The 23478-nt window shown below is 66.8% G+C and carries 20 protein-coding genes, 1 tRNA gene and 2 pseudogenes; 11 read left to right on the top strand and 12 right to left on the bottom strand.

All coding sequences use genetic code 11. The features are described 5' to 3' along the window. Positions 1-10: 10 nt before the first annotated feature. The 5 genes from AC1RMY_RS08470 to AC1RMY_RS08450 all read right to left on the bottom strand — a co-directional run bounded on the left by AC1RMY_RS08470 (position 11) and on the right by AC1RMY_RS08450 (position 6614). A complete protein-coding gene (locus AC1RMY_RS08470; protein ID WP_492863500.1) occupies positions 11-292 on the bottom strand; it encodes a hypothetical protein in 282 nt (93 codons plus the stop codon). Positions 293-357: 65 nt separating this feature from the next. After that, complete coding sequence (locus AC1RMY_RS08465) at positions 358-2016, bottom strand: transglycosylase SLT domain-containing protein (protein ID WP_492863499.1); 1659 nt, start codon at positions 2014-2016, stop codon at positions 358-360. A gap of 112 nt (positions 2017-2128) precedes the next feature. Continuing rightward, the gene (locus tag AC1RMY_RS08460) at positions 2129-3685 is read right to left on the bottom strand and encodes a methyltransferase regulatory domain-containing protein (RefSeq protein WP_492863498.1); all 1557 of its coding nucleotides are present in this window, start codon (positions 3683-3685) and stop codon (positions 2129-2131) included. A gap of 130 nt (positions 3686-3815) precedes the next feature. Beyond that, positions 3816-5015: an OmpA family protein gene (locus AC1RMY_RS08455; RefSeq protein WP_492863497.1), complete on the bottom strand. Its 1200-nt coding sequence runs from the start codon at positions 5013-5015 to the stop codon at positions 3816-3818. 78 nt (positions 5016-5093) lie between these two features. After that, the gene (locus AC1RMY_RS08450; protein ID WP_492863496.1) at positions 5094-6614 is read right to left on the bottom strand and encodes a caspase family protein; all 1521 of its coding nucleotides are present in this window, start codon (positions 6612-6614) and stop codon (positions 5094-5096) included. A 220-nt stretch (positions 6615-6834) separates the two neighbouring features. Here AC1RMY_RS08450 and AC1RMY_RS08445 point away from each other — a divergent pair, with 220 nt between their 5' ends. From AC1RMY_RS08445 to AC1RMY_RS08435, 3 genes are read left to right on the top strand one after another with little or no spacing between them, the layout of a single operon-like run. Then, complete coding sequence (locus tag AC1RMY_RS08445) at positions 6835-8094, top strand: DUF4399 domain-containing protein (RefSeq protein ID WP_492863495.1); 1260 nt, start codon at positions 6835-6837, stop codon at positions 8092-8094. Next, positions 8091-8576 carry a DUF4399 domain-containing protein gene (locus AC1RMY_RS08440; protein WP_492863494.1) on the top strand — a complete coding sequence of 162 codons (486 nt, stop codon included), beginning with the start codon at positions 8091-8093 and terminating at the stop codon, positions 8574-8576. Before AC1RMY_RS08445 ends, AC1RMY_RS08440 begins: the two co-directional genes overlap by 4 nt. Before the next feature lie 49 nt (positions 8577-8625). Then, on the top strand, positions 8626-10431 hold the full coding sequence (locus AC1RMY_RS08435; RefSeq protein WP_492863493.1) for an SUMF1/EgtB/PvdO family nonheme iron enzyme: 1806 nt from the start codon (positions 8626-8628) through the stop codon (positions 10429-10431). Positions 10432-10450: 19 nt separating this feature from the next. Here the strand turns inward: AC1RMY_RS08435 and AC1RMY_RS08430 are convergent, their stop codons facing one another. After that, entirely contained in the window at positions 10451-10831 is a 381-nt protein-coding gene (locus AC1RMY_RS08430; RefSeq protein ID WP_492863492.1) for a hypothetical protein, read from the bottom strand. A gap of 69 nt (positions 10832-10900) precedes the next feature. After that, complete coding sequence (locus AC1RMY_RS08425; RefSeq protein WP_492863491.1) at positions 10901-11818, bottom strand: LysR family transcriptional regulator; 918 nt, start codon at positions 11816-11818, stop codon at positions 10901-10903. Between the two features lie 169 nt (positions 11819-11987). Here AC1RMY_RS08425 and AC1RMY_RS08420 point away from each other — a divergent pair, with 169 nt between their 5' ends. From AC1RMY_RS08420 to AC1RMY_RS08410, 3 genes are all read left to right on the top strand, one after another. After that, entirely contained in the window at positions 11988-12563 is a 576-nt protein-coding gene (locus AC1RMY_RS08420; protein WP_492863584.1) for an isochorismatase family protein, read from the top strand. A gap of 109 nt (positions 12564-12672) precedes the next feature. Then, a complete protein-coding gene (locus AC1RMY_RS08415) occupies positions 12673-13755 on the top strand; it encodes an alkene reductase (protein ID WP_492863490.1) in 1083 nt (360 codons plus the stop codon). A gap of 29 nt (positions 13756-13784) precedes the next feature. Further along, positions 13785-14537 (top strand): pirin family protein, encoded by a 753-nt coding sequence (locus tag AC1RMY_RS08410; RefSeq protein WP_492863489.1) that lies wholly within the window; start codon positions 13785-13787, stop codon positions 14535-14537. 34 nt (positions 14538-14571) lie between these two features. Here AC1RMY_RS08410 and AC1RMY_RS08405 read toward each other — a convergent pair. The 3 genes and pseudogenes from AC1RMY_RS08405 to AC1RMY_RS08395 all read right to left on the bottom strand — a co-directional run. Then, positions 14572-14661 (bottom strand): annotated as a pseudogene (locus AC1RMY_RS08405) (IS5/IS1182 family transposase); the annotation flags it as partial. Beyond that, positions 14630-14785: pseudogene (locus AC1RMY_RS08400) on the bottom strand (IS5/IS1182 family transposase); the annotation flags it as partial. The pseudogenes AC1RMY_RS08400 and AC1RMY_RS08405, both read right to left, overlap by 32 nt. 68 nt (positions 14786-14853) lie before the next feature. Further along, positions 14854-15909 carry a sugar phosphate isomerase/epimerase family protein gene (locus AC1RMY_RS08395; RefSeq protein ID WP_492863583.1) on the bottom strand — a complete coding sequence of 352 codons (1056 nt, stop codon included), beginning with the start codon at positions 15907-15909 and terminating at the stop codon, positions 14854-14856. 223 nt (positions 15910-16132) lie between these two features. Here AC1RMY_RS08395 and AC1RMY_RS08390 point away from each other — a divergent pair, with 223 nt between their 5' ends. The 5 genes from AC1RMY_RS08390 (at position 16133) to AC1RMY_RS08370 (ending at position 22121) form a co-directional block, all read left to right on the top strand. Beyond that, complete coding sequence (locus tag AC1RMY_RS08390) at positions 16133-17314, top strand: ROK family protein (protein WP_492863488.1); 1182 nt, start codon at positions 16133-16135, stop codon at positions 17312-17314. Continuing rightward, the gene (locus AC1RMY_RS08385) at positions 17311-18822 is read left to right on the top strand and encodes a sugar ABC transporter ATP-binding protein (RefSeq protein ID WP_492863487.1); all 1512 of its coding nucleotides are present in this window, start codon (positions 17311-17313) and stop codon (positions 18820-18822) included. Before AC1RMY_RS08390 ends, AC1RMY_RS08385 begins: the two co-directional genes overlap by 4 nt. Then, positions 18809-19825 carry an ABC transporter permease gene (locus tag AC1RMY_RS08380; protein WP_492863486.1) on the top strand — a complete coding sequence of 339 codons (1017 nt, stop codon included), beginning with the start codon at positions 18809-18811 and terminating at the stop codon, positions 19823-19825. The genes AC1RMY_RS08385 and AC1RMY_RS08380 overlap by 14 nt, the downstream gene beginning before the upstream one ends. 25 nt (positions 19826-19850) lie before the next feature. After that, positions 19851-20816 (top strand): substrate-binding domain-containing protein, encoded by a 966-nt coding sequence (locus AC1RMY_RS08375; RefSeq protein WP_492863485.1) that lies wholly within the window; start codon positions 19851-19853, stop codon positions 20814-20816. Positions 20817-20942: 126 nt separating this feature from the next. Next, on the top strand, positions 20943-22121 hold the full coding sequence (locus AC1RMY_RS08370) for a Gfo/Idh/MocA family protein (protein WP_492863484.1): 1179 nt from the start codon (positions 20943-20945) through the stop codon (positions 22119-22121). A 145-nt stretch (positions 22122-22266) separates the two neighbouring features. Here AC1RMY_RS08370 and AC1RMY_RS08365 read toward each other — a convergent pair. After that, a tRNA-Gly gene (locus tag AC1RMY_RS08365) sits at positions 22267-22340 on the bottom strand. A gap of 250 nt (positions 22341-22590) precedes the next feature. Continuing rightward, positions 22591-23418 (bottom strand): phosphogluconate dehydrogenase C-terminal domain-containing protein, encoded by an 828-nt coding sequence (locus tag AC1RMY_RS08360; protein ID WP_492863483.1) that lies wholly within the window; start codon positions 23416-23418, stop codon positions 22591-22593. Between the last annotated feature and the right edge of the window lie 60 nt (positions 23419-23478).

The raw sequence follows: 23478 nt of genomic DNA, 5'->3' as shown, positions 1-23478 counted from the left end.
CTGTCACGGCTCAGTCTTCATCGCGGTAGAGCACGCCCCATTCGTCCTGCCAGAGGCCTTGCGAATCCTCGACCACGATCGGCGCCTTGATCTCGTTGGCGAGCCGGATGGCCGAGCGGAAGGCATCCACGGGCTTCATCTCGTCGCTGACGAAATCATTGACGAGATGTCCGCCGGCCAGTTCCGCCGGGCAGGCGATGCGCCCGAAGGTCTCGCCGTCGCGTGCGCTCAGGCTGAGCGTGATCGCATCCGGCTGGGGTTCGTCGACCTGTTCGAAACGGTTCGCGGCCATGGTGCTGCTCGTCCTTTCTGGTGCTGCGCTGCCGGCGACGCCGGAAGGCCTGCGGGGGTCATCGGTCATTTCTTCGCCGATGCGCGGTTGGCGGCCTGCGCTGCGCCCGGCCGCACCGCGCTGTAGCGGTCGAGGCGAACCTTGATCATCTCGTTGAACTTCCGGTGGACCTCGGAGACCGAGAGCGTCTTGGTCTCGCCACCGGCTTCCGCATAGAAGATCGGCCGGTTGGCCTGCGCCGGGCGCGGCAGTAGTTCGGCCGCCTTGACGTCGGGCGTTTCCTCCATCGTCTCGATGAAGGTCTGGGCGGCGTCCGGCCCGAGGAAATGGATCAGATAGATCTCGCCGCCGGTGAGGTGGCGCCCCATCGCCTTCTCCAGCCGCAGCGTGTCGCGCTTCAGCATCTCGCCGGCGAGCAGCGCCGAGAGATAAGGCTCACGCCGGAGATCCAGGATGCGCTGGCGCTCGGCCGCATCCGGGACGAAGAACTGCTTCCCGCTCTTGCCGATCAGCTTCGTCTCGGCAGCCAATCCGTGCTTGGCGCCGAACTCGCTGACGACGCCGAGCCAGGTCTGCTCGATGAACTGGTAAAGCCCCGTCGCCGACGAGGTCTTGGCTTGGACCGAGGTAGAGAACGAGGATTCCTTGTCGGCGACCGCCATCAGGAGGGTGGGGTCGGCGCCGACGACCTTGCCGGCCCGCACGATCGTCTCGACGAGGTGGCGGCGGATCCGGATCGGGCCGAAGGTCAGGAGTTGCTCGGGATCGCCGCCGCTGGTGATCGGCGCCTTCAGAATCTGCGATCTCGGTCCCGGCCCTGCCGGCCCGGAGGGCAGCTTCGGCGGCACAAGCAAAATATTGGATGGCGGCAGCACCAGCGGCACGACCGGTACGTCCTGGACTGCGGCGACCTGCTCCTTGATCTCCGCAAGTGTCGGGTCGCTGTTGATCGCGAATTCGGTCGCCTGCCGCGCCGCCTCGAGGTCGCTCTCGACCGAGGAGATGATGAGTGAAGGCCGCACCGCCGTCTGCAAGGCCGGAGCAGTGAGGATCGCGACCATCTCGGGATCCGGCGGCGTCTCCTCCTGTCTCAGCTTGGCCAGCGCGATGCCGAGCACGGCGATCGCGGTGCAGGCGACACCGGCCACGAGTCCGACCATGGTCATCCGCCCCGACAGGCCTCGGGCAGCGGCCGGCGCTTGCCCGAATGTCGGAGGTGTCGGCTTGGACGCGGCCCCCTCCGCCCTGCCCGGCCTGGCCGCGCTCGCCTTCGCGATCTCGGGAACCTTGGCGGCCGGCGCCGTCACGGAGCGTCGGCCACCGACAACACGGCGGTGAAGGGCCTCGAACCAGCCTAGACCCTGGGCTTCGAGCGCCACGAGGTCGTCGACCAGCCGGCGCGCAGTGATCGCCGGCACCCTCGCTTCGCGCTCGATGATCCCCGTTGCCGCCTTGCTGCCCTGCTCGGCGATGACCTTCAGCGCGAAGAACCAGAGCTGCAGCGGTGTCCGGCGGTTGTCGAGCACCGTCCCGGCGCCGGGCTGGATCATGTAGCTGCAATGATTGCAGGAGAAGGCCCGCAGCTTCGGCCGCGGCTCGAACGCCGCAGGGCGTCCGCAGGCCGGGCAGGTCATGCTGCTGCCGCCATGGCGGGCGCGCATCAGAGCGTCGAGGCAGGCTTCCTCCGGAAACACGGCCTGGAACTGCTTGAAGCGTTCGCTCATCGGCCATCACCAAACCGGCCGACCCTGCGCGCACGATGCACCGTCGCAGCAGCATGCCGGAGCGTCAGGATACGCGCGCGGGGTGGCTGCGACAATGTTGCCCCCTCAGCCATCAAGCATGCAGCAGGCCGAGGCGAGCGACATCCTTCAGATGCATCGCGACCTGCTCCGCGGTGGCATGCCTGGGCAAGTCGCCGACATCGGCTCCGGAGCCATGCGCCTCGTCGAGGAAGGCGTTGAGATCGCTCAGCAGCATCTCGGGCGTACGAGAACCATCGAGCAGGCAGACGAACTTGCGCACGATGACGCCGTCGAGCGCCACCATGCGGTGGCGCAGATCGGTGACCTCGCGCGCCGTCGTCGCCTGCCAACGCGCCACCTCGCTCGCCAGCGGCCGCTCTCCGATCGCGGTCGTCAGAGGCGGCGGCGCGAGCTTGACGTCGAGCAGGCCCGCTTTGAAGATCGCCAGCAGCGCCTCGTCCAGCCGCGCGACCTGTGCATCGACATCGGGGCCGAGTTCATCGCCTACGTCCGCGACGGCCCGCGCAACCAGATCATCGAAGGCGATGCTCGCGGGCCAGATCTTGCTGAGCTGGCGCAGCGCCGCCTTGCACAGGTGCAGATCGACGGACAATCGCACACCCTCGCCGAACTCGAAGCGATCGACGCCCGGCTTCTGCTCCTCGCCGTCCTTCTCCTCGACCAGCCAGGCATGCGCCGCGATGTAATAGGGCTTGAGAGCGCCGGGCTTGATGCCGCGCCGCAGCGTGATGCCCTGCCGGCAGAGCAAGGTCTCGCGGAAGGCGCGGCCGATAAGCAGATCGAGCGTCTGTTCGCGCAAAACCGCCTCCTCGACAGGAATGCCGGCGAGCATGGCCTGGGCCGGTCCCTTCGCGGCGCCGTACATGTTGGGAAAGGACGCCTCGGCCAGGAACTGCAGGCCGTGCCGCTCGGCCGCCCCCAGCACCTCGTGGAGTGCGAAGGCCCGCGCGCCCGGATTGAGGTCGTCATGGTAGAGCACGTTGTCGGGCGTATCGTTGAGTTGTTCCAGGCGCTGTCTGAGCGCAGCGCCATGGAAGGTTTGGCCGTCGCTGGCCTCGGCGAAGGCCTTGAGCGAGGCTCGCGCCACGCGCACCCGCTCCTGCGGGTCATGCACGTCGCGCGTCGCATAGAGCATCACGTCTCGCGCGAGATCGCGCAGCCGGCAGCCGGGCAGCGCATTGTAGCTGACATAGGCGATGCCATGGGGCGACAGCAGCTCGCCGAAGAGCGCGATGATCTTGTCGCGCACGAAATCCGGCACCCATGAATAGACGCCGTGCACCAGGATGTAGTCGAACTGGCCGAGTTCTGCGCCCACATCCATGATGTTGCGGTGGTGGAAGACGAGATTGCCAAGACCGAGTTCGGTGGTGGCAACCTTGGCGTGCTCGATGGCACTGCCGCTGAGATCGATGCCGACGAAACGGCTTTCCGGATACTGCGCCGCCATGGGGATCAGGTTGCCGCCGCGACCGCAGCCCAGTTCGAGCACACGCATCGCCGAGGGCGAAGCGGCCTCCATGCCGTGGAAATGCGCGATCGTCGCCAGCCTTGCGGGATGCGTCTGCGCGAAGGAATGCCCGGGATAGGCGACGGCGTCGTAAGGGTTGATGCCCGTATCGTTCATTCCTGCCGCCCGCCCCGTCGCCGATGCATTGAACCGGCCCTATCCGAGCGCGCCAGACGACGCCGCGCCTCATCCGTTTGAAGGATCGCAGGCATGGCCGATCGGAAATGCGCCCGAATCCGGCCGGAGCTCAGCAGCCGATCACCTTGAACTCGACCCGGCGATCAAGCGCGTCGCTGGCGTCGTCCTTGCCGGTGCCGACGAGGTTCTCCTTGAAGCCGCGGCCGGTGGCGATCATCCGGTTGCGCCCCTCCGGCATGCCCGTCGCCAACAGGTCCATGATGAACTGCGCCCGCGAGACCGACAGCCGCTCGTTGAGATTCGGCATGCCGGTGCGCGAGGTGTGGCCGACAATCTCGAGGCAGGCGCCCTTCTGCCGGGCGCGTGTCGCGATCTGGCTCAGCCACATCGGATAGGGCTCCGTCATCTGCGGATTGTCGACGAACTGCGTCGTGCCCGGCCGGAACAGCAGCTTCACCATCAACTGGTCGGTGCTCAGCCCGTAATCGACGAGATCGCCGAAAGCCTCGACGGAATCGTCGCGGCGGCCGAGCTTGGCGCTGGCGAGATATGTGCCGACCCGAACGCGATGCTGGTCGCCGCCGGGCAGCCGCCGCGCCGTGCGGTAGAAGGCGAGGGCCTCGCGGAAACGCTGCGCCTCATATTCGGCGATGCCGTCATTGATCAGGGCATTGGCGGTCAGGCGATCGACATAGGCCGGATCGAGCCCGCCGCCGAGCGGCGTGCCCTGGCAGGTCTTCACATAGGCGTCGGTCGCCTGATCCTTCGCCCATATGGGCGCGTCGCGGTAATACTGCGTCGGCGTGACGTCGACATTGTCCAGCGTCGAGCGCGCCACACCCTTGGACACGACGGTGCGCGACTTCAGGTCGGCCAGCGTCAGGCAGATCCGGAAGGCATCGCGCGGGCCGTCGCCACCCTGGTTGTTGACCGCGGTCAGCGTCCCGACCAGTACGACGGGATCGCGCGCCAGAACCTCCGAACTGAAGGGCTGCACGACGAAGCGCGGATAGGATTTCTGCACGATCTCGATCAGCGTCTTCTGCATCGCGCGCGTCGCCGCCGACTGTGCGCCCGACGATGCGTCGATCAGCGGATCGATCACCAGTTCGACGCGATCGGCCGCGAGATTGGCCTTGCCGAAGAGATCGTTCGCGGCCCGCTGCAGCGCTTCCGGATAAGGCACCGGCGTCGGCGGCGCCGGCTGACCCTGGGCGGCGGCGCAGCCCAGCATCGCGGCCGCTGCGATCAGGGCCTGCAGGAATGGAGGTCGGCGGGTGTCACTGCGAAGGCGGAAGATCGACCACATGATTATCTGCCAGTCATCTCAGCGGGCCGGGAGCCGGACGACACGATCCGGCGTCGGAAAAACGCGGCGATCGGGCGCTCAGCGGCACAGTTGCAACTGCTCCCTCGCCTGAGGCGTGAGTTCGCCGAGTTGCGCGCGCAGCAGGATCTCGCTGCAGGTCGCGGCACTCGGCACGCGCGTGTTCTGCGTCCGCACCGTCTGAGGGCGGGTTGCTGCTGCAGGAGCGGGCAGGATCGGCTCCGCCAGCGCCCGTTCGTTCAGGGAACGCTCGGTCGGCGGTGACGGCACAGCCAGCGAAAGGCTGGGCTGGACCGGGGCGGACATGGTCAGCGTGCCCATCCGCGCCGCCATCGCCTGCTCGAGCATGACCCGCTCATCGGCCAGGCGCCGCTTTTCGGTCTCGAGCGCGGCCAGTTCGCGCTCGCGCCGCGAGACCTCGTCCGCCAGCCGCTCGCGCTCCGCCCTCTCCTGGGCGGGAATCGCGACCGGCCTCACGGTTCCGGCAGCCGGAGCCTGCGGCCGCGCCGGCGAGCTGGGCTGCGAGACGGCGGGCGCCGCCTCGCTCTGGCGGCGGGCCAGATCGGTCGCAGCCTGTTGCCGCACCTTCTCGGCGCGCTCGACACGCTCCAGCAGCGCCCGCTCGCGCTCGGCGAATTCGCGCGCCAACAAATCCCGCTCCTTCGTCTCGGCCGCGCGGCGCTCGATCAGGTCGAGTCTCGTGCGCGCATCGATGGTGAAGAAGCTCGTCGGATAGCGCTGAATGAAGGCGTTGAGCGCGGCCGGGTCGTCGCTCGCCCGGATCCGGCGCCACACGTCGCTGTCGGTCTCCTCCCGATTGAGATAGAAGTCGCCCAGCAGCGACAGCGACAATTCCGGCGTCTGGCGCCCGTTGGTCGCGTCATAGACGCTCTTCTGCACCCGCCGGAACATCGTCGCGACCTCGAGGCCGGGCTGGTCGATCTCGCGCACCAGGGCGGCCGTGAAGGGGCTGTTGCGCCCCATGCCGTCAGCTGCGACATCGTTCGCCTGCGTGGCATAGGCGATCACCATGCCCTGAGCCCGCGCGACGGGGGCAAGCCCGCTGCCGACCGAAAAACTCCGCGTCGCCTGGCGCTTGGCGAGCTGACTCACGAAGGGATTGTTGCGGCAGGCGTCGAGCACCATGATCTTGACGCCCTTGGAGAAGTTCAGAGCGGTCATGACGTCGTTCAGCCGCGTCGTCTCGTACTGGACGCTGACCTCGTCCTCGACGCGCGCCTCGACCGGAACGAGGTAGTTCTCGCCGTTGAACTGGAATCCGTGGCCGGCATAGTAGAACATCACCGCGTCGGCATCCTGCGCAAGGCGCGCGAACCGGGTCACCGCCTGGTCCATGCCGCGCTTGTCGAGATTGACGCCGTCGACGACCTCGAAACCGACCTTGCGCAGCGATGCGGCCATGTCGTGGGCGTCGTTGACCGTGTTCGGCAGTACGGGCGCATTGCTGTAGCCGGAATTGCCGATCACGAGCGCGACGCGGCGCTCCGTGGCCGCCGCCGACCCCGCCAGCAACAGCACCGCGAGTCCGACCAGTGCCCAGAATCTGGCGACAAGGTTCATGAAATCTTTCCCTGAAGGCTGCTGCCAGCCTCTACGTCAACCTATCGCAGCACCTTGCAAAAATCCAGTCCGCACAAGCTGTTCCGCACGGAACTGGCATCGCTCAAGTTGTTGGGATCAGGGCTATTCAGCTTGCCCCTGCGGCACCGCACTGATAATCTTTGAAAAGGCTGGAACGCGTGAAAGGGACAAGCCGATGCGAAGGGTTCGGCTTTGCTTCGTGCCGGCCGTTCTGGCATGTGGCTTCGCAGCGCTCGCCACGGCTCTTCCCGCGCCCGCCTTCGCCCAGGAAAGGGCGCGGCCGCGCAGCGTAGCGCCCGCCAATGCCCGGCTCGGCTTCGTCGACTTGCCGAACAATGCCCGCGTTCCCGGCAAGCTGACGATCCGCTTCGCGCTGACCGGCATGGACGTCGCCCCCGCGGGCCCGCCGCAGCGCAATGCCGGCCATCACCATCTCCTGATCGACACGGAATTGCCGCCGCTCGACCAGCCGATCCCGAGCGACTTCAACCACATCCATTTCGGCGGCGGCCAGACCGAGGCCGAGATCGCGCTGACGCCGGGCAAGCATACGCTCCAGCTTCTCTTCGCCGACCATGACCATGTCCCGCACAATCCGCCGGTCATGTCGGAGAAGATCACCATAGAGGTGACGGCTGAGGCCGAGGAGAAGCCGCGCTCCGTCGCCGCGCCCGGCGCCAAGGTGTTCTTCGTCGATCTCGCCGACGGCGCGACGATCCCGCCCCGCTCGCGCGTTCGCTTCGGCGTCGAGGGCGTGGCCTTGTCGCCGGCCGGGACGAAGAGCGAGAATGGCGGCCACCATCACCTCCTCGTCGATACCGACCTGCCGCCGCTCGACCGCGAGATCCCCAGCGACTTCAACCATCTGCATTTCGGGCGTGCCCAGACGGAGGCGGAACTGACGCTGCCGCCGGGCGAGCACACGCTGCAATTGCTGATGGGCGATCACGACCATGTCCCGCATGATCCGCCGCTGATGTCACAGCGAATCCGGGTGCGCGTCGTCGAGGGTCAGCAGGTCGCCTCCGCCGTGCAGCCCGCGCCTCCCGCCGCCCCAGCTCCTGGCAAGCCGGCGTTGACGCCGGCCCCTAACGACGCCGTCGTCTACTTCGTCTATCCGCGCGATGGCGACGCGATCTTCCCGACCACGACGATCCGCTTCGGCCTGCGCAACATGGGCGTGGCGCCGGCCGGCGTCGTCAAGCCGAACACCGGGCACCACCACCTGATCATCGACGCGCCGACGCCGCCGCTCGACCAGGCGATCCCCGCCGATCTGAATCACATCCATCTCGGCGGCGGCCAGACCGAGCGCAAGGTCACGCTGCCTATGGGCGAGCACACGCTCCAGCTCATCCTCGCCGACGAGAACCATGTGCCGCACGATCCGCCGATCATGTCGGAGCGCATCACGGTGCTGGTCGCACCGGGCGGCAAGAGACCGGTGAGGCGTCGATGAGCCCGCATCCCTCTCTGCCGGCTGCAGCACATGATGCTGCCGCAAGACTATTCCAGCGCGGCGTGGCGGGTCTGCTGCTGGCAGTGCTGCTGCCCCTGTCAGGCGCTGCCTGGGCGCAATCCGCTCCCCGTCAGCCCGCCCCAAAGGGAGCCCTGGTCTATTTCCACTATCCGCTCGACGGGCTGCGCGTGCCCGAGCGCTTTACGGTCCGGATCGGCCTGAAGGAGATGGGCGTCGCGCCCGCCGGCACGGTCTGGTCTAACACCGGCCATCACCATCTGCTGATCGACACCGATCCGGGTCCGCCGGACCAGCCGATCCCCGCCGACTACAACAATGTACATCTCGGCAATGGCCAGACCGAGGTCGTCGTGACCCTGCCCAAGGGCAAGCATACCCTGCAGCTCCTGCTGGGAGACCATAACCACGTCCCGCACGATCCCCCGGTGATGTCACGCAAGATCACCGTATATGTTCGCTGAGGCCATGAAGATTCGAGCGAGGAGCGTCCCGAGCGGAATGAAGAGCGTCATGTCCTGGTTGCGCCATTTGTCGCTCGCCATCTGCGCACTGTTGCTGTTGGCCACCCCGGGCCTGGCACAGGACGGCGGCGCCCGGCCGGACCGCGTCGCACTCGTGATCGGAAACGCCGCCTACCCGCTGGCTCCGGTGGCCGATGCCGCGTCCGATGCCCGCGCCGTGGTGGCGGCGCTGCGCGAGGGCGAATTCGACGTCGTCGTCGCCGATGATGCGAACGGCCCGGGCCTGCAGGATGCGATCGCGACCTTCGCCGGCAAGCTCAGACGCGGCGCGCACACCGTCGTCTTCTATTCCGGCCACGCCGTGCAGTTGCGCGGCCGCAACTTCCTCGTACCGGTCGATCAGCGCCTGCGCTCGGCTTCCGAGATCGCCCAGGCCGCCGTCGATCTGGACATGCTGATCGACGCGCTGATCGTGGCGAGGCCGGCGAGCGCGCTCGTCGTGATCGATGCCAGCCGCGACAATCCCTGGCAGGCGGAGCTCGCCGGCAATTCGAAAGGTCTGCTTGCGATCGAGCGCATGGAGACCGTCAGCGTCATGTTCACCGCTGCGCCCGGCCGCACGGTTGCGGACGCCGGCGCACGCGGCAACCCGGCTATCGACGAATGGGTCAAGGCGATCCGGACACCCGGACTCGACATGACCGCTGCGCTCGCCCGGACCCGCGATGCGGTGGCGCGGCTGACACGGCGCAGCCAGCAGATCTGGATCTCGTCGGAGCCACCGGCCGGGCTGATCGTCACCCCGGTTGCCCGCCCGGCCCAGATCGCCCAGACCAGCCGGGCGGTGATCCCGCTGCCACCGATGGAATCGCCGGCCGCACGGCAGGACGCCTATGAGCTCGCCTTCTGGGAATCGATCCGCTCGAGCGAGAACCCGGCCGAGTATCGCGCCTATCTCAACGCCTATCCAAATGGCCGTTTCGCCGGGCTGGCGCGCACGCGCGAGCAGCAATACGCGGCCAGGCCGCCAGCGATTGCTCCACCAGCCCCGCAGGCGGCGCCTCCCTCCGCTCCTGTAGCTTCCGTGCGCGAACCTGCCCGGCCTCCGGCATCTGCGCCGGCATCGCCGCCGCCTTCCTCCGCCCGGGTCGTGCGCGACTGCGACGGCTGCCCCGAACTGGTCCTGATCCAGCCCGGAAGCTTCGAGATGGGAGCCAACGAGCTCTACGAATTCGAGAAGCCGGTCCACACCGTCGCGATCCGCAACGGGTTCTATATGGGCCTGCGCGAGGTCACCTTCGAGGAGTGGGACGCCTGCGTAGACCAAGGCGGCTGCTCGCATCGTCCGAACGATCGCGGCCTCGGCCGCGGCAAGCGCCCGGTCACTGATATCCACTGGAACGACGCCAACGCCTATCTCGCCTGGCTCTCGACCAGGACCGGCCGCAAATACCGCCTGCCGACAGAAGCCGAATGGGAATATGCCGCGCGCGGCGGCACGACGACGACCTATCCCTGGGGCGCCACCTTGGTGAAGGAGCGCGCCAACTGCGTCGGCTGCAACGATCCGACCCGCCGGCAGGCGGTCGAGGCCGGCCAGTACCCCGCCAACGGCTTCGGGCTCTACGACATGGCTGGCAACGCCGCCGAATGGGTCGCCGATTGCTGGGGCGACAGCTATCGCGCGACGCCGCGCGACGGCAGCGCCTTCACCGCGCCGGGCTGCCGCGAGCGCGTCTTGCGCGGCGGCTCCTTCAATAACGACCCGCGCTATCTGCGCTCGGCCGCGCGTTTCAAATACGAGGCGGATGTCCGCTTCTACACCAACGGCTTCAGGGTCGTGCGCGAGCCGTAGCCGCGGCAGTTAAGCCCTACTACTTGAACCAGAGCCGCAGCGGGATCTGCCCTTCACCGCCGCAGGTCACGAAGGTATGCGCCGTCTCAGACAACGTGCCCGAGAAGGAGCAGGACGAGCCCGCCAGCGTCATCGTCGCGGCGTAGCGATTGCCGCGCACGCTCATCCGGATATGGCCTGTTTTTTCAGGCGTCTCGCCGGGGCCGCAGACCGTATTGTGCTTCATCAGCAGCGATCCCGCGAATTCCATCGCCGCGGCGCGGCCCGCCTTCTCCTCGGACAGAACCGCCGCGACATCCCATTCGCCGAGATAGCCGAAGCGCCCCGCGAGTTCTCGCGCCTCGACGCCACCGCCGAAGCCGATCGGCAACAGCATCGCGATCGCCCAGGCCACCCGCATGCCGCTCTCCCTGCTGACGCAGGGTAGCCTATCATCGCTCGTCACACGGACAAGACCGCGCCAGGCCGCTTAGGGCTCGGACCCATAAGCAAGCGGCGCGTCGCGATTGTTTCTCAACCGTGCGCGCAGAAAGTCGATGAAGAGCTGCGTCTTCGCCGGCAACAGCTTTGTTTCGGTTATGGCGTAGACGGAGATTGGCGGCGCTTGCCATTCCGGCAGCACACGACGCAAGCGGCCATATGCAACGTCTTCGGCCGCGACGGCTTCCGCCAGCATGGCGATGCCGCGTTCGAGGATTGCAAGCCGTTGGATCATGCCGACATCGTTCAGAAGAAAGCGGCCTTGGACGGGGGCGGCCACGCTCTCGCGCGAATGCAGCAGTGTCCAAATGTCTGTCTGCCCTGATCGCAGGCGGAGACATTCATGTGCCGCGAGATCGCGCGGATGTGACAGCTCGCCGGCTCGCTCGATATAGCGCGGGGCGGCATAAAGATGACGTGGCAGCTGCGTGATCTGGCGACTGATCAGGTTCGAATCTTGTGATTCTCCCATTCGAATGGCGACGTCGACGGGCTCCGTGACCAGATCGGCGCGCCGGGGCGAAAGATCAAACTCAAACGTGATGGCTGGATAGCGGCTGGCAAACTCCGCGACGAGCGGAGCCAGAAAAGCGTTCGCGAACCCGACGGGCAACGACGCGCGCAAGACCCCGCTCGGCTGCGCCAGCATGTCGCCAAGTTGCTCATGCGCCAGCCGAGCTTCATCGACGATGCGCTTGCAGCGTTCGAAATAAATCCGACCGGCTTCCGTCAGCTCGATCCTGCGCGTCGTGCGGTGCAACAGACGCAGACCGATCGCCTTTTCCAACGCGGAAATCCGCCTGGACAAGGTCGAGTTGGGCACCCCGATCGCCGCTGCCGCGCCGCGAAAGCTCATTGCTTTCGCGACTTCGACGAAGAGCGCCATGTCGCTGAGTTCGATGTTCATTGCGCCAATTATGCAGCAATGAATTCGATTTGACCATCTTTATCCCGCGAAGCCCTGGTGCGAAATGGTCAATGAAGCATCGGCGTGGTCACGAAAGCCGCGCGGATGCCAACGCCAAGAACGACGAATAGCCGGCTGCCGCATCGCGCTGACCAGAAGGAGACCAACAATGTCCTATACCAGACTCAAGGCAGAAGATGCCGCCCTACTGCTCATCGACCATCAGGTCGGAACAATGGGCTGGGTCGGATCGACCACCTTTGATGAAATGAAGAAGAACGCGCTCATCCTGGCGAAGGCCGCGACAATCCTCAAACTTCCGACCGTGCTGACCTCCAGCATGGAAGACCGGGCCCAGGGACCGCTGCTGAGCGAGCTGGAAACGATCCTGCCGGCCGAATTCAAGGCGCGCATCAAGCGTCTCGGCATCGTCAATGCCATGGACGACGAGAACTTCGCCGCTGCCGTGAAGGCGACGGGTCGCAGGAAGCTGATCCTTGCCGGCGTCACCAACGATGTCTGCACCGTCTATCCGGCGCTGACCCTCGTGGGCCAGGGCTACGATGTCCAAGTCGTCGCCGATGCTGGCGGCTCGCCAACCAAGATGGCCGACGATATCGCGCTGCGCCGCATGGAAAAGGCCGGGGTCATGCTGACCACCACCAACCAGCTCATCGCCGAACTCGCCGGTAGCTGGAGCACGCCCGAAGGCGGCCAACTCGTCCAGGCGCTGGGCATAAACTGATCCTGCACGGCGTCCTGTCTCGGGATCCTCCCGCATCGCTCTGCATGGGCCCTGCGCATGGGGACGTGTCCCGAGACTGACTCAAACCAGAGCTTCGGAGATCGAGAACATGACTGACATCTGGCAGCCCATCAGCCTGGGCTCTCTCAAGCTTCCGCATCGCTTCGCCATGGCGCCGATGACCCGCAGCCGCGCCTATCCCGATGGCACGCCGAGCGATCTCGCCGCGGAATATTACGGGCAGCGCGCCAGCGCCGGCCTCCTGATCAGCGAAGGCACGCAGCCCTCCGATGACGGCCAAGGCTATCTGGCCACGCCGGGAATCTACACAGACGCGCATGTCGGCGGCTGGCGGAAGGTGACCAGCGCCGTGCACGATCGCGGCGGCCGCCTCTTCATCCAGCTCATGCATGTCGGCCGCGTCTCGCATCCCGACAACACGCCCCATCATCGCCAGCCTGTCGCCCCGTCCGCGATCGCGCCGGGCGCGCAAATGTTCACGCTAAAGGGGATACTGGATATTCCCGAGCCTCGGGCGTTAAGCACGCAGGAGATCGGTGGGACGGTCGAGGATTTCCGCATCGCCGCGCGCCGCGCGATCGAAGCCGGGGCCGACGGTATCGAGATCCATGGTGCGAACGGCTACCTGGTCCATCAGTTCCTGGCCCCGAGCGCGAACACGAGAACCGACCAGTATGGCGGCGGCGTCGAGAATCGGGCGCGCTTCGCCATCGAAGTCGCGGCGGCGATCGTCAAGGAGATCGGCGCGGAAAAAACCGCCATTCGTTTGTCGCCCGGCGCGCCGATGAACGGCATCGACGAAGGCAGCGAGGGACCGGACCTTTATCGCTATCTCGTCGCTGAACTGAACAAGCTCGGCCTCGTCTATCTGCATCTCCTGCACCTCGGGAATGAAGATCTTCTGGCCGACATTCGCACATCGTGGGACCAGGCGCTGATCGTCAACCGGCCAAGCCGGCCCCGCAATCAGATCGGCCGCGACGTCGCCGCCGGCACGGCCGACATGGAGGCCTATGGGCAGATGATCCTCGCCAATCCGGATTTCATCGAGCGCCTGAAGGCCGATGCCCCGCTGAACGAGGGCGATCGCAACACCTTCTATGCCGGCGGCGCCAAAGGCTACATCGACTATCCGACCTTCGAGGCTGCGGGTAGCCGGGCAACCGCGTGAGTTTGCCGCCTTCCAGAAAGGACATGACGATGACCGCACCGATCAAGCTCGACCGCACCCTAAAACGTGCACACCGTGCCGGCGGCTTCGGCATCGAGATCCTCTACCCGGGCACTGTCCTCAATGAGGGAGACAGTGGTATCGGCGCGATCGGCCGGATCGATCACGCCCGCGTGACGCCCGGCACGGTCATCCGCATGCACCCGCACAAGGACGACGAGATTCTCACCTATCTGCGCCGCGGCACGGTCCTCCACAGCGACACGGTGGGGCAGAAGGAAGAAATCTCGAACAGGCGCCTCATGCTGATGAACGCCGGCCATACCTTCCAGCATGAGGAGATGGTCCTGCCTGGGGGCGGCGTGCTGGAAGGCCTCCAGATCTTCCTGCGCCCCCGTGAGGCCGATCTCGAACCCATGGTTCAGTTCCATGAGTTTGATACCGTCGTCAGCGAGAATGCATGGCGTCTGGTCGCCGGTCCCGTCGGCGCGCCGCTCACGGTCCGGGCTGAAGTCTGGGTGCAGGACGCGCATCTCAGCGCGGGCCTCGGGATGGATCTTCCGCCAGCGCCGGATGAGAAGCTCTTGCGGCTCCTTTACGTCTTTTCCGGGCGGATCGCGGTGGGCGGGACCACGCTCACGGACGGCGAAAGCATCCTCCTCGACGACGGCGATTTCGGCGTCAGCGCGGAACTGGACAGCGATCTTGTTCTCTTCACCACGAATCCCGCAGCACCCGTCTTCCGCGGCGGAATGTTCAGCGGGAACGTCGCGGGTGGTTAGATCCCGCTCCCGTGCACCGACGCAGGGCCGACAGTCATAACCAGTAGCTGACTATCGCTGCGATACAGACGGCGTTTCGGCCGTATCGGGTTGCGACGCGGCGGAAATCCTTGAGGCGGCAGAACATGAACGATGCCGCTGATCACGCGGCGGTCGTCAACACGCGACTTGCCACGTGTATCCGTCGGTAGATGCGGCTCGATCCGTGCGAATTGCGCGTCCGTGAGCCGGAAACGATCCCGATTCATCCGTACTTCCTCCCAGAAGCCGTGAATCACGCCGAACCGGCGAAGCAACCCCTTTATCGGTCCGCGCCCTAGTCCAGCCCCAGCATCCTTCGCGCGAGGCCCGGGTCGCCGCCGCCGGCGAAATCGTCGAAGGCCGTGTCGGTGACGCGGATGATGTGGTCGGCGATGAAGGCCGCGCCTTCGCGCGCGCCGTCCTCCGGATGCTTGAGCGCACACTCCCATTCGAGCACCGCCCAACCGTCGAAGCCGTACTGCGCGAGCTTCGAGAAGATCGCCTTGAAGTCGACTTGCCCATCGCCCAGCGAACGGAATCGCCCTGCCCGCTCGAGCCAGGACGCGAAGCCGGAATAGACGCCCTGCCGGCCATTTGGGCGGAATTCCGCATCCTTTACGTGAAAGGCGCTGATCCGCTCGTGATAGATGTCGATGAAGGCGAGATAGTCGAGCTGCTGCAACAGGAAATGCGACGGATCGTAGTTGATCCGGCACCGCGGATGCCCGTCGAGACGATCGAGGAACAGTTCGAAAGTCGCACCGTCGAAGACGTCCTCGCCCGGATGGATCTCGAAGCCGATATCGACGCCGTGCTCCTCATAGACATCGAGGATCGGCCGCCAGCGCCGCGCCAGCTCTCCGAAAGCCTCGGTGACGAGACCCGCCGGCCGCTGCGGCCAAGGGTAGACGAAGGGCCAGGCCAGCGCCCCGGTGAAGCTGACCGAACCGCCCAGCCCGAGCCGTCGCGAGGCCTTCGCCGCAAGCTTGACCTGTTCCACCGCCCAGGCCTGACGCTCGGCCGGACGTCCATGAAACGCGGCCGGCGCGAAAGCGTCGAAGGCAGCGTCATAGGCCGGGTTGACCGCGACCAGTTGGCCCTGCAGATGCGTCGAAAGCTCGGTGATCGCAACGCCGCTCTCGCCCGCGATCCCGATCAGTTCGTCGCAGTAATCCTGCGACCCGGCCGCACGCGCAAGATCGATGAAGCGACCATCCCAGGACGGCAATTGCACGCCGCGATAGCCGAGCCTGGCCGCCCAGGAGGTGATCGACCGCCAGCGATCGAACGGCGCCTTGTCCCCCGCGAACTGCGCCAGAAAAATCGCAGGGCCCTTCATCGTCGCCGGCATCGTCTCATCCTCCCGTTTCGCCGCACGATGGCGCGACAGGGTGCGATCGGTCCAGAGCGGGACGCTGCTGCGCGCCAAGCCTGCTTCATCCAGACATTCGCCTGATCTAGGCCGAAGTTTGGTCTTGAGCGGGCGAGCGGTTCGCTCCTAGCCTTCCGACCAACGGCCGGGACAGGCCGATCGAGGAACGCAGGAGGCTGCCATCGCGCTGCCCTGGCATGCTTTGAGTCCCGACGAGCTCGCGCTGCTGGAAGCGGCGTTCTGGGCCGGCGGCGTCGCGCGCCACGCCTTGTCCGATACGCTACAGTTCTCGCGCAGCAAGACCAATGCGCTCGCGGCCGGTCTGCTCGACCAGGGCCTGCTCGACGAGGCCGGCGTCCAGCATTCGACGGGCGGGCGGCGTCCCGAGACGCTACGGGTCCATGGCCGCATCGGCGTCCTGATCGGCGTCGATATCGGCGCGACCAGCCTCGATGTCGCGCTCCTGCGGCCCGATCTCGGCGTCATCGCACGCCACTCCCAGGAGGTCGACGTGCAGGCAGGCCCCGGGCCGATCATGGCACGTCTGCGCAGCTTGATTCCGGCCATGCTGGCGCAGCACGGCATCGCCCGCGACCGCGTCCTTGCGGTTGGGATCGGCGTGCCCGGCCCGGTCAATTTCGCCGTCGGCCAACTCGTCAATCCGCCGCTGATGCCCGGCTGGGACAGCTACGCCATTCGCGACGACCTGCGCGAGATCACCGAGGCGCCGGTCTTCGTCGACAACGACGTGAACCTGATGGCGCTCGGCGTGCTCTGGCGCCAGCGCAAGCAGATCGAGAACTTCCTCGTCATCAAGGTCGGCACCGGCATCGGCTGCGGCATCGTCTGCCATGGCGAGCTCTATCGCGGCGCCAGCGGTTCGGCCGGCGATGTCGGGCACATCTGCGTCGATCCCGAAGGCCCGCTCTGCCGTTGCGGCAATCGCGGCTGCGTCGAGGCGATGGCGGCCGCGCCGGCGATCGTCGCGATGGGCAGTGAAGCGGCGGAGACGGGTCGCAGCCCCGCGCTGGCGCAGCGCCTCGCCGAGGCCGGACGGCTCGAAGCCGCCGACATCGGCGCCGCCTGCCGTGCCGGCGACGCCGAAGCCGACGCGATCGTGCGTCGCTCGGGCCGACTGATCGGGCAGGTGCTGGCGGCGCTGGTCAACTTCTACAACCCGTCGCACATCTTCATCGGCGGCGGCGTCTCGCAGATCGGGCCGATGTTCCTCGCCGCGATCCGCCAGAGCGTGAACCAGCGCTCGCTCGCGCTCTCCACGCGCCATCTCGAAATCAACTCCGCTCCGCTCGGGCCGGAAACCGGGCTTATCGGCGCCGGCGTGCTCGCCATGCGCGAGGCCCTACGCAGCGGAGGCACGCGATGAGCGCGCATGGCCGCGGCCTGTCGGTCGCTTTCGACGACATCGTCAAGCGCTTCGGCCCGGTCGAGGTGCTGCACGGCGTCTCGTTCGCACTGGAGCCCGGCCGTGTCTACGGCCTGCTCGGGGAGAACGGAGCCGGCAAGTCGACGCTGATGAAGATCCTCGCCGGCTACGAACAGCCGAGCGAGGGCCGCGTACTCGTGGAAGGCGGGCCGGTCGTCTTCTCCGGCTCGCGCGACGCCGAGGCGCTCGGCATCGTCCTGATCCATCAGGAGTTCAATCTCGCCGAGGATCTGACGATCGCCGGCAACATCTTCCTCGGCCACGAGCGCCGCAAGGGCTGGTTCCTCGATGAGGCGGCGATGCGGCGCGAGGCTGCAGCGGCATTGCAGCAGGTCGGGCTCGATCGCGCCCCCGATACGCCGGTCCGCCAGCTTATCGTGGCCGAGAAGCAGCTCGTCGAGATCGCCAAGGCGCTTTCGCGCAAGACCCGCCTGCTGATCATGGACGAGCCGACAGCGACACTGACGCCATCAGAGGTCGCGCGGCTCTTCGCGCTGATCGAGCGCATGCGCTCCGACGGCGTCACCATCGTCTACATCTCGCACAAGCTCGACGAGGTCGAGCGCATCACCGACGAGGTCATCGTGATGCGGGATGGCCGCCTCGTCGGCCGCGCCCCGACAGCCTCCATGACCCGCCACGACATGGCGACGATGATGGTCGGCCGCGAGATCGCGGACCTGTTCCCCGACAAAGTGCCCTTCGACGAAGCCGCGGCCCCAGTGCTCAAGGTCGAGGGCTTCTCCGTGCCGGGCTGGGCCAGCGACGTCTTCTTCGCCGTGCGTCCGGGCGAGATCCTCGGCTTCGCCGGGCTCGTCGGCGCGGGGCGGACCGAGCTGTTCGAGGGCATCCTCGGCCTGCGGCCGGGCCATGGCCGCGTCGAGGTCGTGGGGCGTCCTGTGACGCTGCGGACGCTTCAGGACGCGACCCGGCACGGGCTGAGCTATCTGAGCGAGGATCGCAAGGGCAAGGGGCTGCATGTCGACTTCCCGCTCGCGCCCAACCTCACCCTGATGGCGCTGGAGCGCTATGCGCAGCCCTGGCTCGACCACGGCGCCGAGCGGAGCGCACTGACCCGGGCCGTCGAGGCCTTCGGGATTCGCGCCGGCTCGCTTTCGGCACGCGCGGCCTCGCTCTCCGGTGGCAACCAGCAGAAGCTCGCCCTCGCCAAGGTGTTGCACCCCGAGCCGAAGGTGGTCGTGCTCGACGAGCCGACGCGCGGCGTCGATGTCGGAGCCAAGCGCGAGATCTATTTCCTGATCCAGCGGCTCGCCCGGCAGGGTCTCGCCGTCGTGGTGGTCTCGTCGGAGCTGGTCGAGCTGATCGGGCTGGCGCACCGCGTCGCGATCATGCGGGCCGGTCGGCTCGTCGCGACCGTCGAGGGCGCGGATATGACGGAGGTCGAGATGATCGCTCATGCCACGGGGACCCGTCATGTCGCAGCCTGAAACGACCGTCGCCAGCGCCGATCTGCGCCGCCCGGCCGGCGGCACGCCCTGGCGCGAAAGGCTGTCCAGCCTCGGCCCCGTCCTCGGTCTGGTGCTGCTCTGCCTCGCCGGCGCCGCGCTGAACAGCGACTTCGCCACGCTCGACAACGCGCTGAACGTGCTCACCCGCACCGCCTTCATCGGCATCATCGCGGTCGGCATGTGCTTCGTCATCATCCTCGGTGGCATCGACCTCTCGGTCGGCTCGATGGCGGCCCTGATCGCCGGCTGCGTCATCATGTTCATCAACTGGGCAGCCGGTGCGCTCGGTTCTCCGCTTATGGCGGTGCTCTGCGGCGCCGGGCTGGCGATCATCCTCGGCGGGGCCTTCGGCCTGATCCATGGCGTGCTGATCGCAAAGGGGCGGATCGAACCCTTCATCGTCACGCTCGGCACGCTCGGCATCTACCGCGCTTACCTGACCTATTTCGCCGATGGTGGCGCGCTGACGCTGGAGAACAACCTCGCCGATCTCTATGCGCCGGTCTATTACGGCAGCCTCTTCGGCGTGCCGATCCCGGTCGTCGCCTTCCTCGTCGTCGCCATCATCGGCGCGGCCATCCTGAACAAGACCGCCTATGGCCGGCATGTCCAGGCGATCGGCTCCAACGAGACCGTCGCGCGCTATGCCGCGGTCGATGTCGAGCGCGTCAAGATCCTCACCTACATGCTGCTCGGCATCTGCGTCGGCATCGCCACGCTGTTCTATGTGCCGCGCCTGGCCTCGGCCTCGCCGACCACCGGCCTGCTCTGGGAACTCGAGGCGATCGCCGCGGTGATCGTCGGCGGCGCGGCGCTCAAGGGCGGCCACGGCAGCATCATCGGCACGGTCGTCGGCGCGATCCTGCTCTCGGTGATCAGCAACATCCTCAATCTGACGAGCCTGATCAGCGTCTACCTGAACGCCGCCGTGCAGGGCTTCGTCATCATCACAGTCGCGTTTTTGCAGAAGGGCCGCCGCTAGGGCGAGCCACATAGGGAGAGAAATGATGTCGATGCAGACCAGACGCAGCTTCGTGCTTGCCGCCACGGCAGCGAGCCTCGCCTTCGCTGTGACCAGCGCCGCCGCCGAGCCCGTCAATCTCGGCGTCTCGATCCCCGCCGCGACCCACAGCTTCATGGGCGGCATCAACTACTGGGCCAACCAGGCCAAGAAGGACCTCGAGGCCAAGCACAAGGACCTCAAGGTCACCATCCGCACCGCCGCCAACGCGACGGAGCAGGCCAACCAGCTCCAGGACCTGAGCACAGTCAACAAGATCAACGCGCTCGTCGTCTTCCCCTTCGAGTCGGCCGCCCTCACCCGGCCCGTCGCCAATGTGAAGGCCAAGGGCGCCTATGTGACCGTGGTCGACCGCGGCCTGACCGACACCTCGGCACAGGACGCCTATGTCGCCGGCGACAACACCGCTTTCGGCAAGGTACCTGCCGAATACATCGCCAAGACGCTGGGCGGAAAGGGCACTGTCGTCGCGCTGCGCGGCATCCCGACCACGCTCGACACCGAGCGCATGGACGCCTTCAACGCGGTCCTCAAGGCCAATCCGGACATCAAACTGCTCGACGCCAAATACGCCAACTGGAACCGCGACGACGCCTACAAGGTCACGCAGGACTTCCTGACGCGGTTCAAGGAGATCGACGCCTTCTGGGCCGCCGATGACGACATGGCCTTCGGCGCCATGCGCGCCATCGAGCAGGCCAACCGCAAGGACATCAAGGTGATCTTCGGCGGCGCCGGCGCGAAGGACATGGTCAAGCTGATCATCGACGGCAAGGACCCGCGCATCCAGGCCAATGTCAGCTACTCGCCGAAGTTCATCTACGACGCGATCAAGCTGACGGCCGAGGCGCGCCTCAAGGGCGAGAAGCTGCCGGCGACGACGATCATCCCCTCGGTGCTGATCGACAAGAGCAACGCCAAGGACTTCTACTTCCCCGACTCGCCGTTCTGAGCGTCAGCTTGATCCTGGCCGTCGCGGGTCCATCGTCTGCGACGGCCACTCCTTCACCTGGCTGCTTGATACCGCCCCTCAGCATGAGGGCTGTGGAACACGGGGCTTCTAAAGATTGGACGCATCATGAGCGAAGACACTGTGCGCCGGCTGCGCTACGCCATGGTCGGCGGCGGCCAGGGCGCTTTCATCGGTGCCGTGCATCGCCATGCCGTCGCGCTCGACGGGCTGGCGGACCTCACTGCGGGCGCCCTCTCCTCAAGCCCAGAGCGGGCACTGGAATCGGGCCGCGCGCTCGGTCTGAGCGATGCGAACAATCATGCGAGTTGGCAGGCGCTGCTGGAAGCCGAGCTGAAGCGCCCGGCCGCAGAGCGCGTCGATGTCGTGAGCATCGTCACGCCGACAGACAGCCATTTCCCAATCGCGCAGGCCTTCACCGAGGCCGGTTTCAACGTCGTCTGCGACAAGCCCCTGGTTCACAACAGCGCCCAGGCCGACGCGCTCGTCGCCGCCGTCGCGCAACGCGGCACCGTCTTCGGCGTCACCTACAACTACACCGGCTATCCGATGATCCGTCAGGCGCGCGAGATGGTGCGCTCGGGCGCGCTCGGCTCCGTCCGCAAGGTCGTCGTCGAATACAATCAGGGCTGGCTCGCGACGGCGCTCGAGGCAAGCGGCAACAAACAGGCGAGTTGGCGCACCGATCCCGCTCGCAGCGGCATCGCCGGGGCGCTCGGCGACATCGGCTCGCATGCCGAAAACCTCGTCTCGACGGTGACGGGCCTCGCCATCGAGGACCTCGTCGCCGATCTCGGAGCGCTGGTTCCGGGTCGCGCGCTCGACGACGACGCCAGCATACTCATGCGCTTCCGGGGCGGCGCGCGCGGCGTGCTCGTCGCCTCGCAGATCAATGCCGGGCTGGAAAACGATTTGAGGTTGCGGGTTTCGGGCGAACTGGGCACGCTCGAATGGCGGCAGGAGGAGCCGAACCGCCTCCTCCACCATCGCGGCGACGGTCCTTTGCAGATCCTGACCCGCGGCTCGCCCTGGCTCTGCGAATCGGCCCGCCGCGCCAGCCGGATTCCGGCCGGCCATCCCGAAGGCTTCATCGAGGCCTTCGCCAATGTCTACCGCGGCGTCTTCGCCGACATTCGCGCGCGCAGCCGAGGCCTCACGGCCGATCCGCTCGACGCGGACTATCCGACCGTGGGGGACGGCGCGCGCGGCGTTCGCTTCATCGAATGCGCCGTCGCATCCTCGGCCGAGCGAAGCTGGCGGCGCTTTGATCACCCGGGCGATCGGTAGCGCGCAGAACCGCTTCGTCATCCCGGACGAGCGGCGAAGCCGCGCAGATGCGGGCCGTCGTAAAGCTCCGGAGCCCTCCGATGGATCCCGGGGCAAGCTCGGGATGACGGTCCGTTTCCGAACAAGACGCGGCAAATGGGGAGATTGGAGCGGGTACCGGGAATCGAACCCGGGTATTCAGCTTGGAAGGCTGCTGCTCTACCATTGAGCTACACCCGCGCTGTCTCCGAAATTCCCCAGCGGCGGACGGAAGTCAACCCGTCCGGTGCAGGGAGTGCCGAGTTTCCCGCATCACGCTCCGCGCGACGGCTTGTCTCCGCTGCGACGAGGCCCACCAGATAGGCCAGCGCGACAAGCGCACCCGAGAGGGCGACAAGGCGGCCCTTGGCCTGGCGCCACATCTGGAGCATCCTTCGAGACAGCCCTTCGGGCTTCCTCGGGATGAGGGCTCGAATGATGAGCCACCCTCTCAGGTGATGCGGCGAACGCTCGCCGCGATTTCCTCCGGCTCGAACAGGCGCTTCCAGTCCGGCTTCAGGATCGTGTCCTTGCCGAAGACGATGGCCTTGTTGCAGGCGTCCGAGAACACGCCCTGAACCTGCCCGAAGGTGACCGCGGCGAGGATGTTCATATGGCCGAGCAGGAAGTCGCGGGCCGCCTCGCGCGGCACGCCGCGCGCGATCGCCTCCTCCATCGCCTCGCGCATCGCGTCGAGCAGCGTCGCGCAGACCGTCTCCGACAGGCCGGGCTCGAGGATCGCCATCTGCTCGACCGTGACCCGGTGCGAGCGCATCACAGGCGCCCAGATCGCCCGCGCCACCTCCTCGCCCAGCGCGTAGTGCTCTTCGGGCCCCTGCATCAGCGCGTTGACGATGTGCTGCTTGGCAGCGATACCGCCGAAATGGTCCGCCTTGGCGGCCGGGTCGGTCTCGTCGTTGAAGATCGGCGGATGGCAGGGATGCGTGACGAAATAGGTGATGTCGGCACGCTCGGGCAGATGCCCGGCATGGGGCGCGGCTGCATCGAGGATGACGACGATCGTCCCCGGCGCCAGCTTGGGCAGAAGCGTCTTCGCCACCGTCCCGACATGCGTATCCGGCACAGCCAGCACGACAACCTCGGCTCCCTCGGTCGCCGCGTCGGCATCGATGCAGGCGACGCCGAAGGCCTCGCGCACCCGCTCCTGGCCGGCCGGGCTGACCTCGACATGGCGCGTGGTGAAGCGGGATTTGGCGAGGTTGCGGCCAAGCCGCATGCCCATCTTCCCGCCGGCTCCGAACAGAGCGACCACCGTCATCTTGCATCTCCATATCGCCAGGGACTGGCCGGAAACCGGTATGACGAGTTGATCCCATGC

The sequence above is a fragment of the Allobosea sp. GW822-FHT03F07 genome (assembly GCF_058801345.1).
Note: the sequence above shows the minus strand (reverse complement) of the source record. Positions and strands in the feature narration are given on the sequence as shown.

Excerpts from the sequence above, each read along its gene's own strand:
- AC1RMY_RS08410 (WP_492863489.1), top strand. The coding sequence starts at position 13,785 with ATGACCGCACCGATCAAGCTCGACCGCACCCTAAAACGTGCACACCGT.
- AC1RMY_RS08375 (WP_492863485.1), top strand. The coding sequence starts at position 19,851 with ATGTCGATGCAGACCAGACGCAGCTTCGTGCTTGCCGCCACGGCAGCG.
- AC1RMY_RS08465 (WP_492863499.1), bottom strand. The coding sequence starts at position 2,016 with ATGAGCGAACGCTTCAAGCAGTTCCAGGCCGTGTTTCCGGAGGAAGCC.
- AC1RMY_RS08425 (WP_492863491.1), bottom strand. The coding sequence starts at position 11,818 with ATGAACATCGAACTCAGCGACATGGCGCTCTTCGTCGAAGTCGCGAAA.
- AC1RMY_RS08420 (WP_492863584.1), top strand. The coding sequence starts at position 11,988 with ATGTCCTATACCAGACTCAAGGCAGAAGATGCCGCCCTACTGCTCATC.
- AC1RMY_RS08435 (WP_492863493.1), top strand. The coding sequence starts at position 8,626 with ATGTCCTGGTTGCGCCATTTGTCGCTCGCCATCTGCGCACTGTTGCTG.
- AC1RMY_RS08360 (WP_492863483.1), bottom strand. The coding sequence starts at position 23,418 with ATGACGGTGGTCGCTCTGTTCGGAGCCGGCGGGAAGATGGGCATGCGG.
- AC1RMY_RS08455 (WP_492863497.1), bottom strand. The coding sequence starts at position 5,015 with ATGTGGTCGATCTTCCGCCTTCGCAGTGACACCCGCCGACCTCCATTC.
- AC1RMY_RS08470 (WP_492863500.1), bottom strand. The coding sequence starts at position 292 with ATGGCCGCGAACCGTTTCGAACAGGTCGACGAACCCCAGCCGGATGCG.
- AC1RMY_RS08385 (WP_492863487.1), top strand. The coding sequence starts at position 17,311 with ATGAGCGCGCATGGCCGCGGCCTGTCGGTCGCTTTCGACGACATCGTC.
- AC1RMY_RS08450 (WP_492863496.1), bottom strand. The coding sequence starts at position 6,614 with ATGAACCTTGTCGCCAGATTCTGGGCACTGGTCGGACTCGCGGTGCTG.
- AC1RMY_RS08430 (WP_492863492.1), bottom strand. The coding sequence starts at position 10,831 with ATGCGGGTGGCCTGGGCGATCGCGATGCTGTTGCCGATCGGCTTCGGC.
- AC1RMY_RS08440 (WP_492863494.1), top strand. The coding sequence starts at position 8,091 with ATGAGCCCGCATCCCTCTCTGCCGGCTGCAGCACATGATGCTGCCGCA.
- AC1RMY_RS08380 (WP_492863486.1), top strand. The coding sequence starts at position 18,809 with ATGTCGCAGCCTGAAACGACCGTCGCCAGCGCCGATCTGCGCCGCCCG.
- AC1RMY_RS08395 (WP_492863583.1), bottom strand. The coding sequence starts at position 15,909 with ATGCCGGCGACGATGAAGGGCCCTGCGATTTTTCTGGCGCAGTTCGCG.
- AC1RMY_RS08460 (WP_492863498.1), bottom strand. The coding sequence starts at position 3,685 with ATGAACGATACGGGCATCAACCCTTACGACGCCGTCGCCTATCCCGGG.
- AC1RMY_RS08415 (WP_492863490.1), top strand. The coding sequence starts at position 12,673 with ATGACTGACATCTGGCAGCCCATCAGCCTGGGCTCTCTCAAGCTTCCG.
- AC1RMY_RS08370 (WP_492863484.1), top strand. The coding sequence starts at position 20,943 with ATGAGCGAAGACACTGTGCGCCGGCTGCGCTACGCCATGGTCGGCGGC.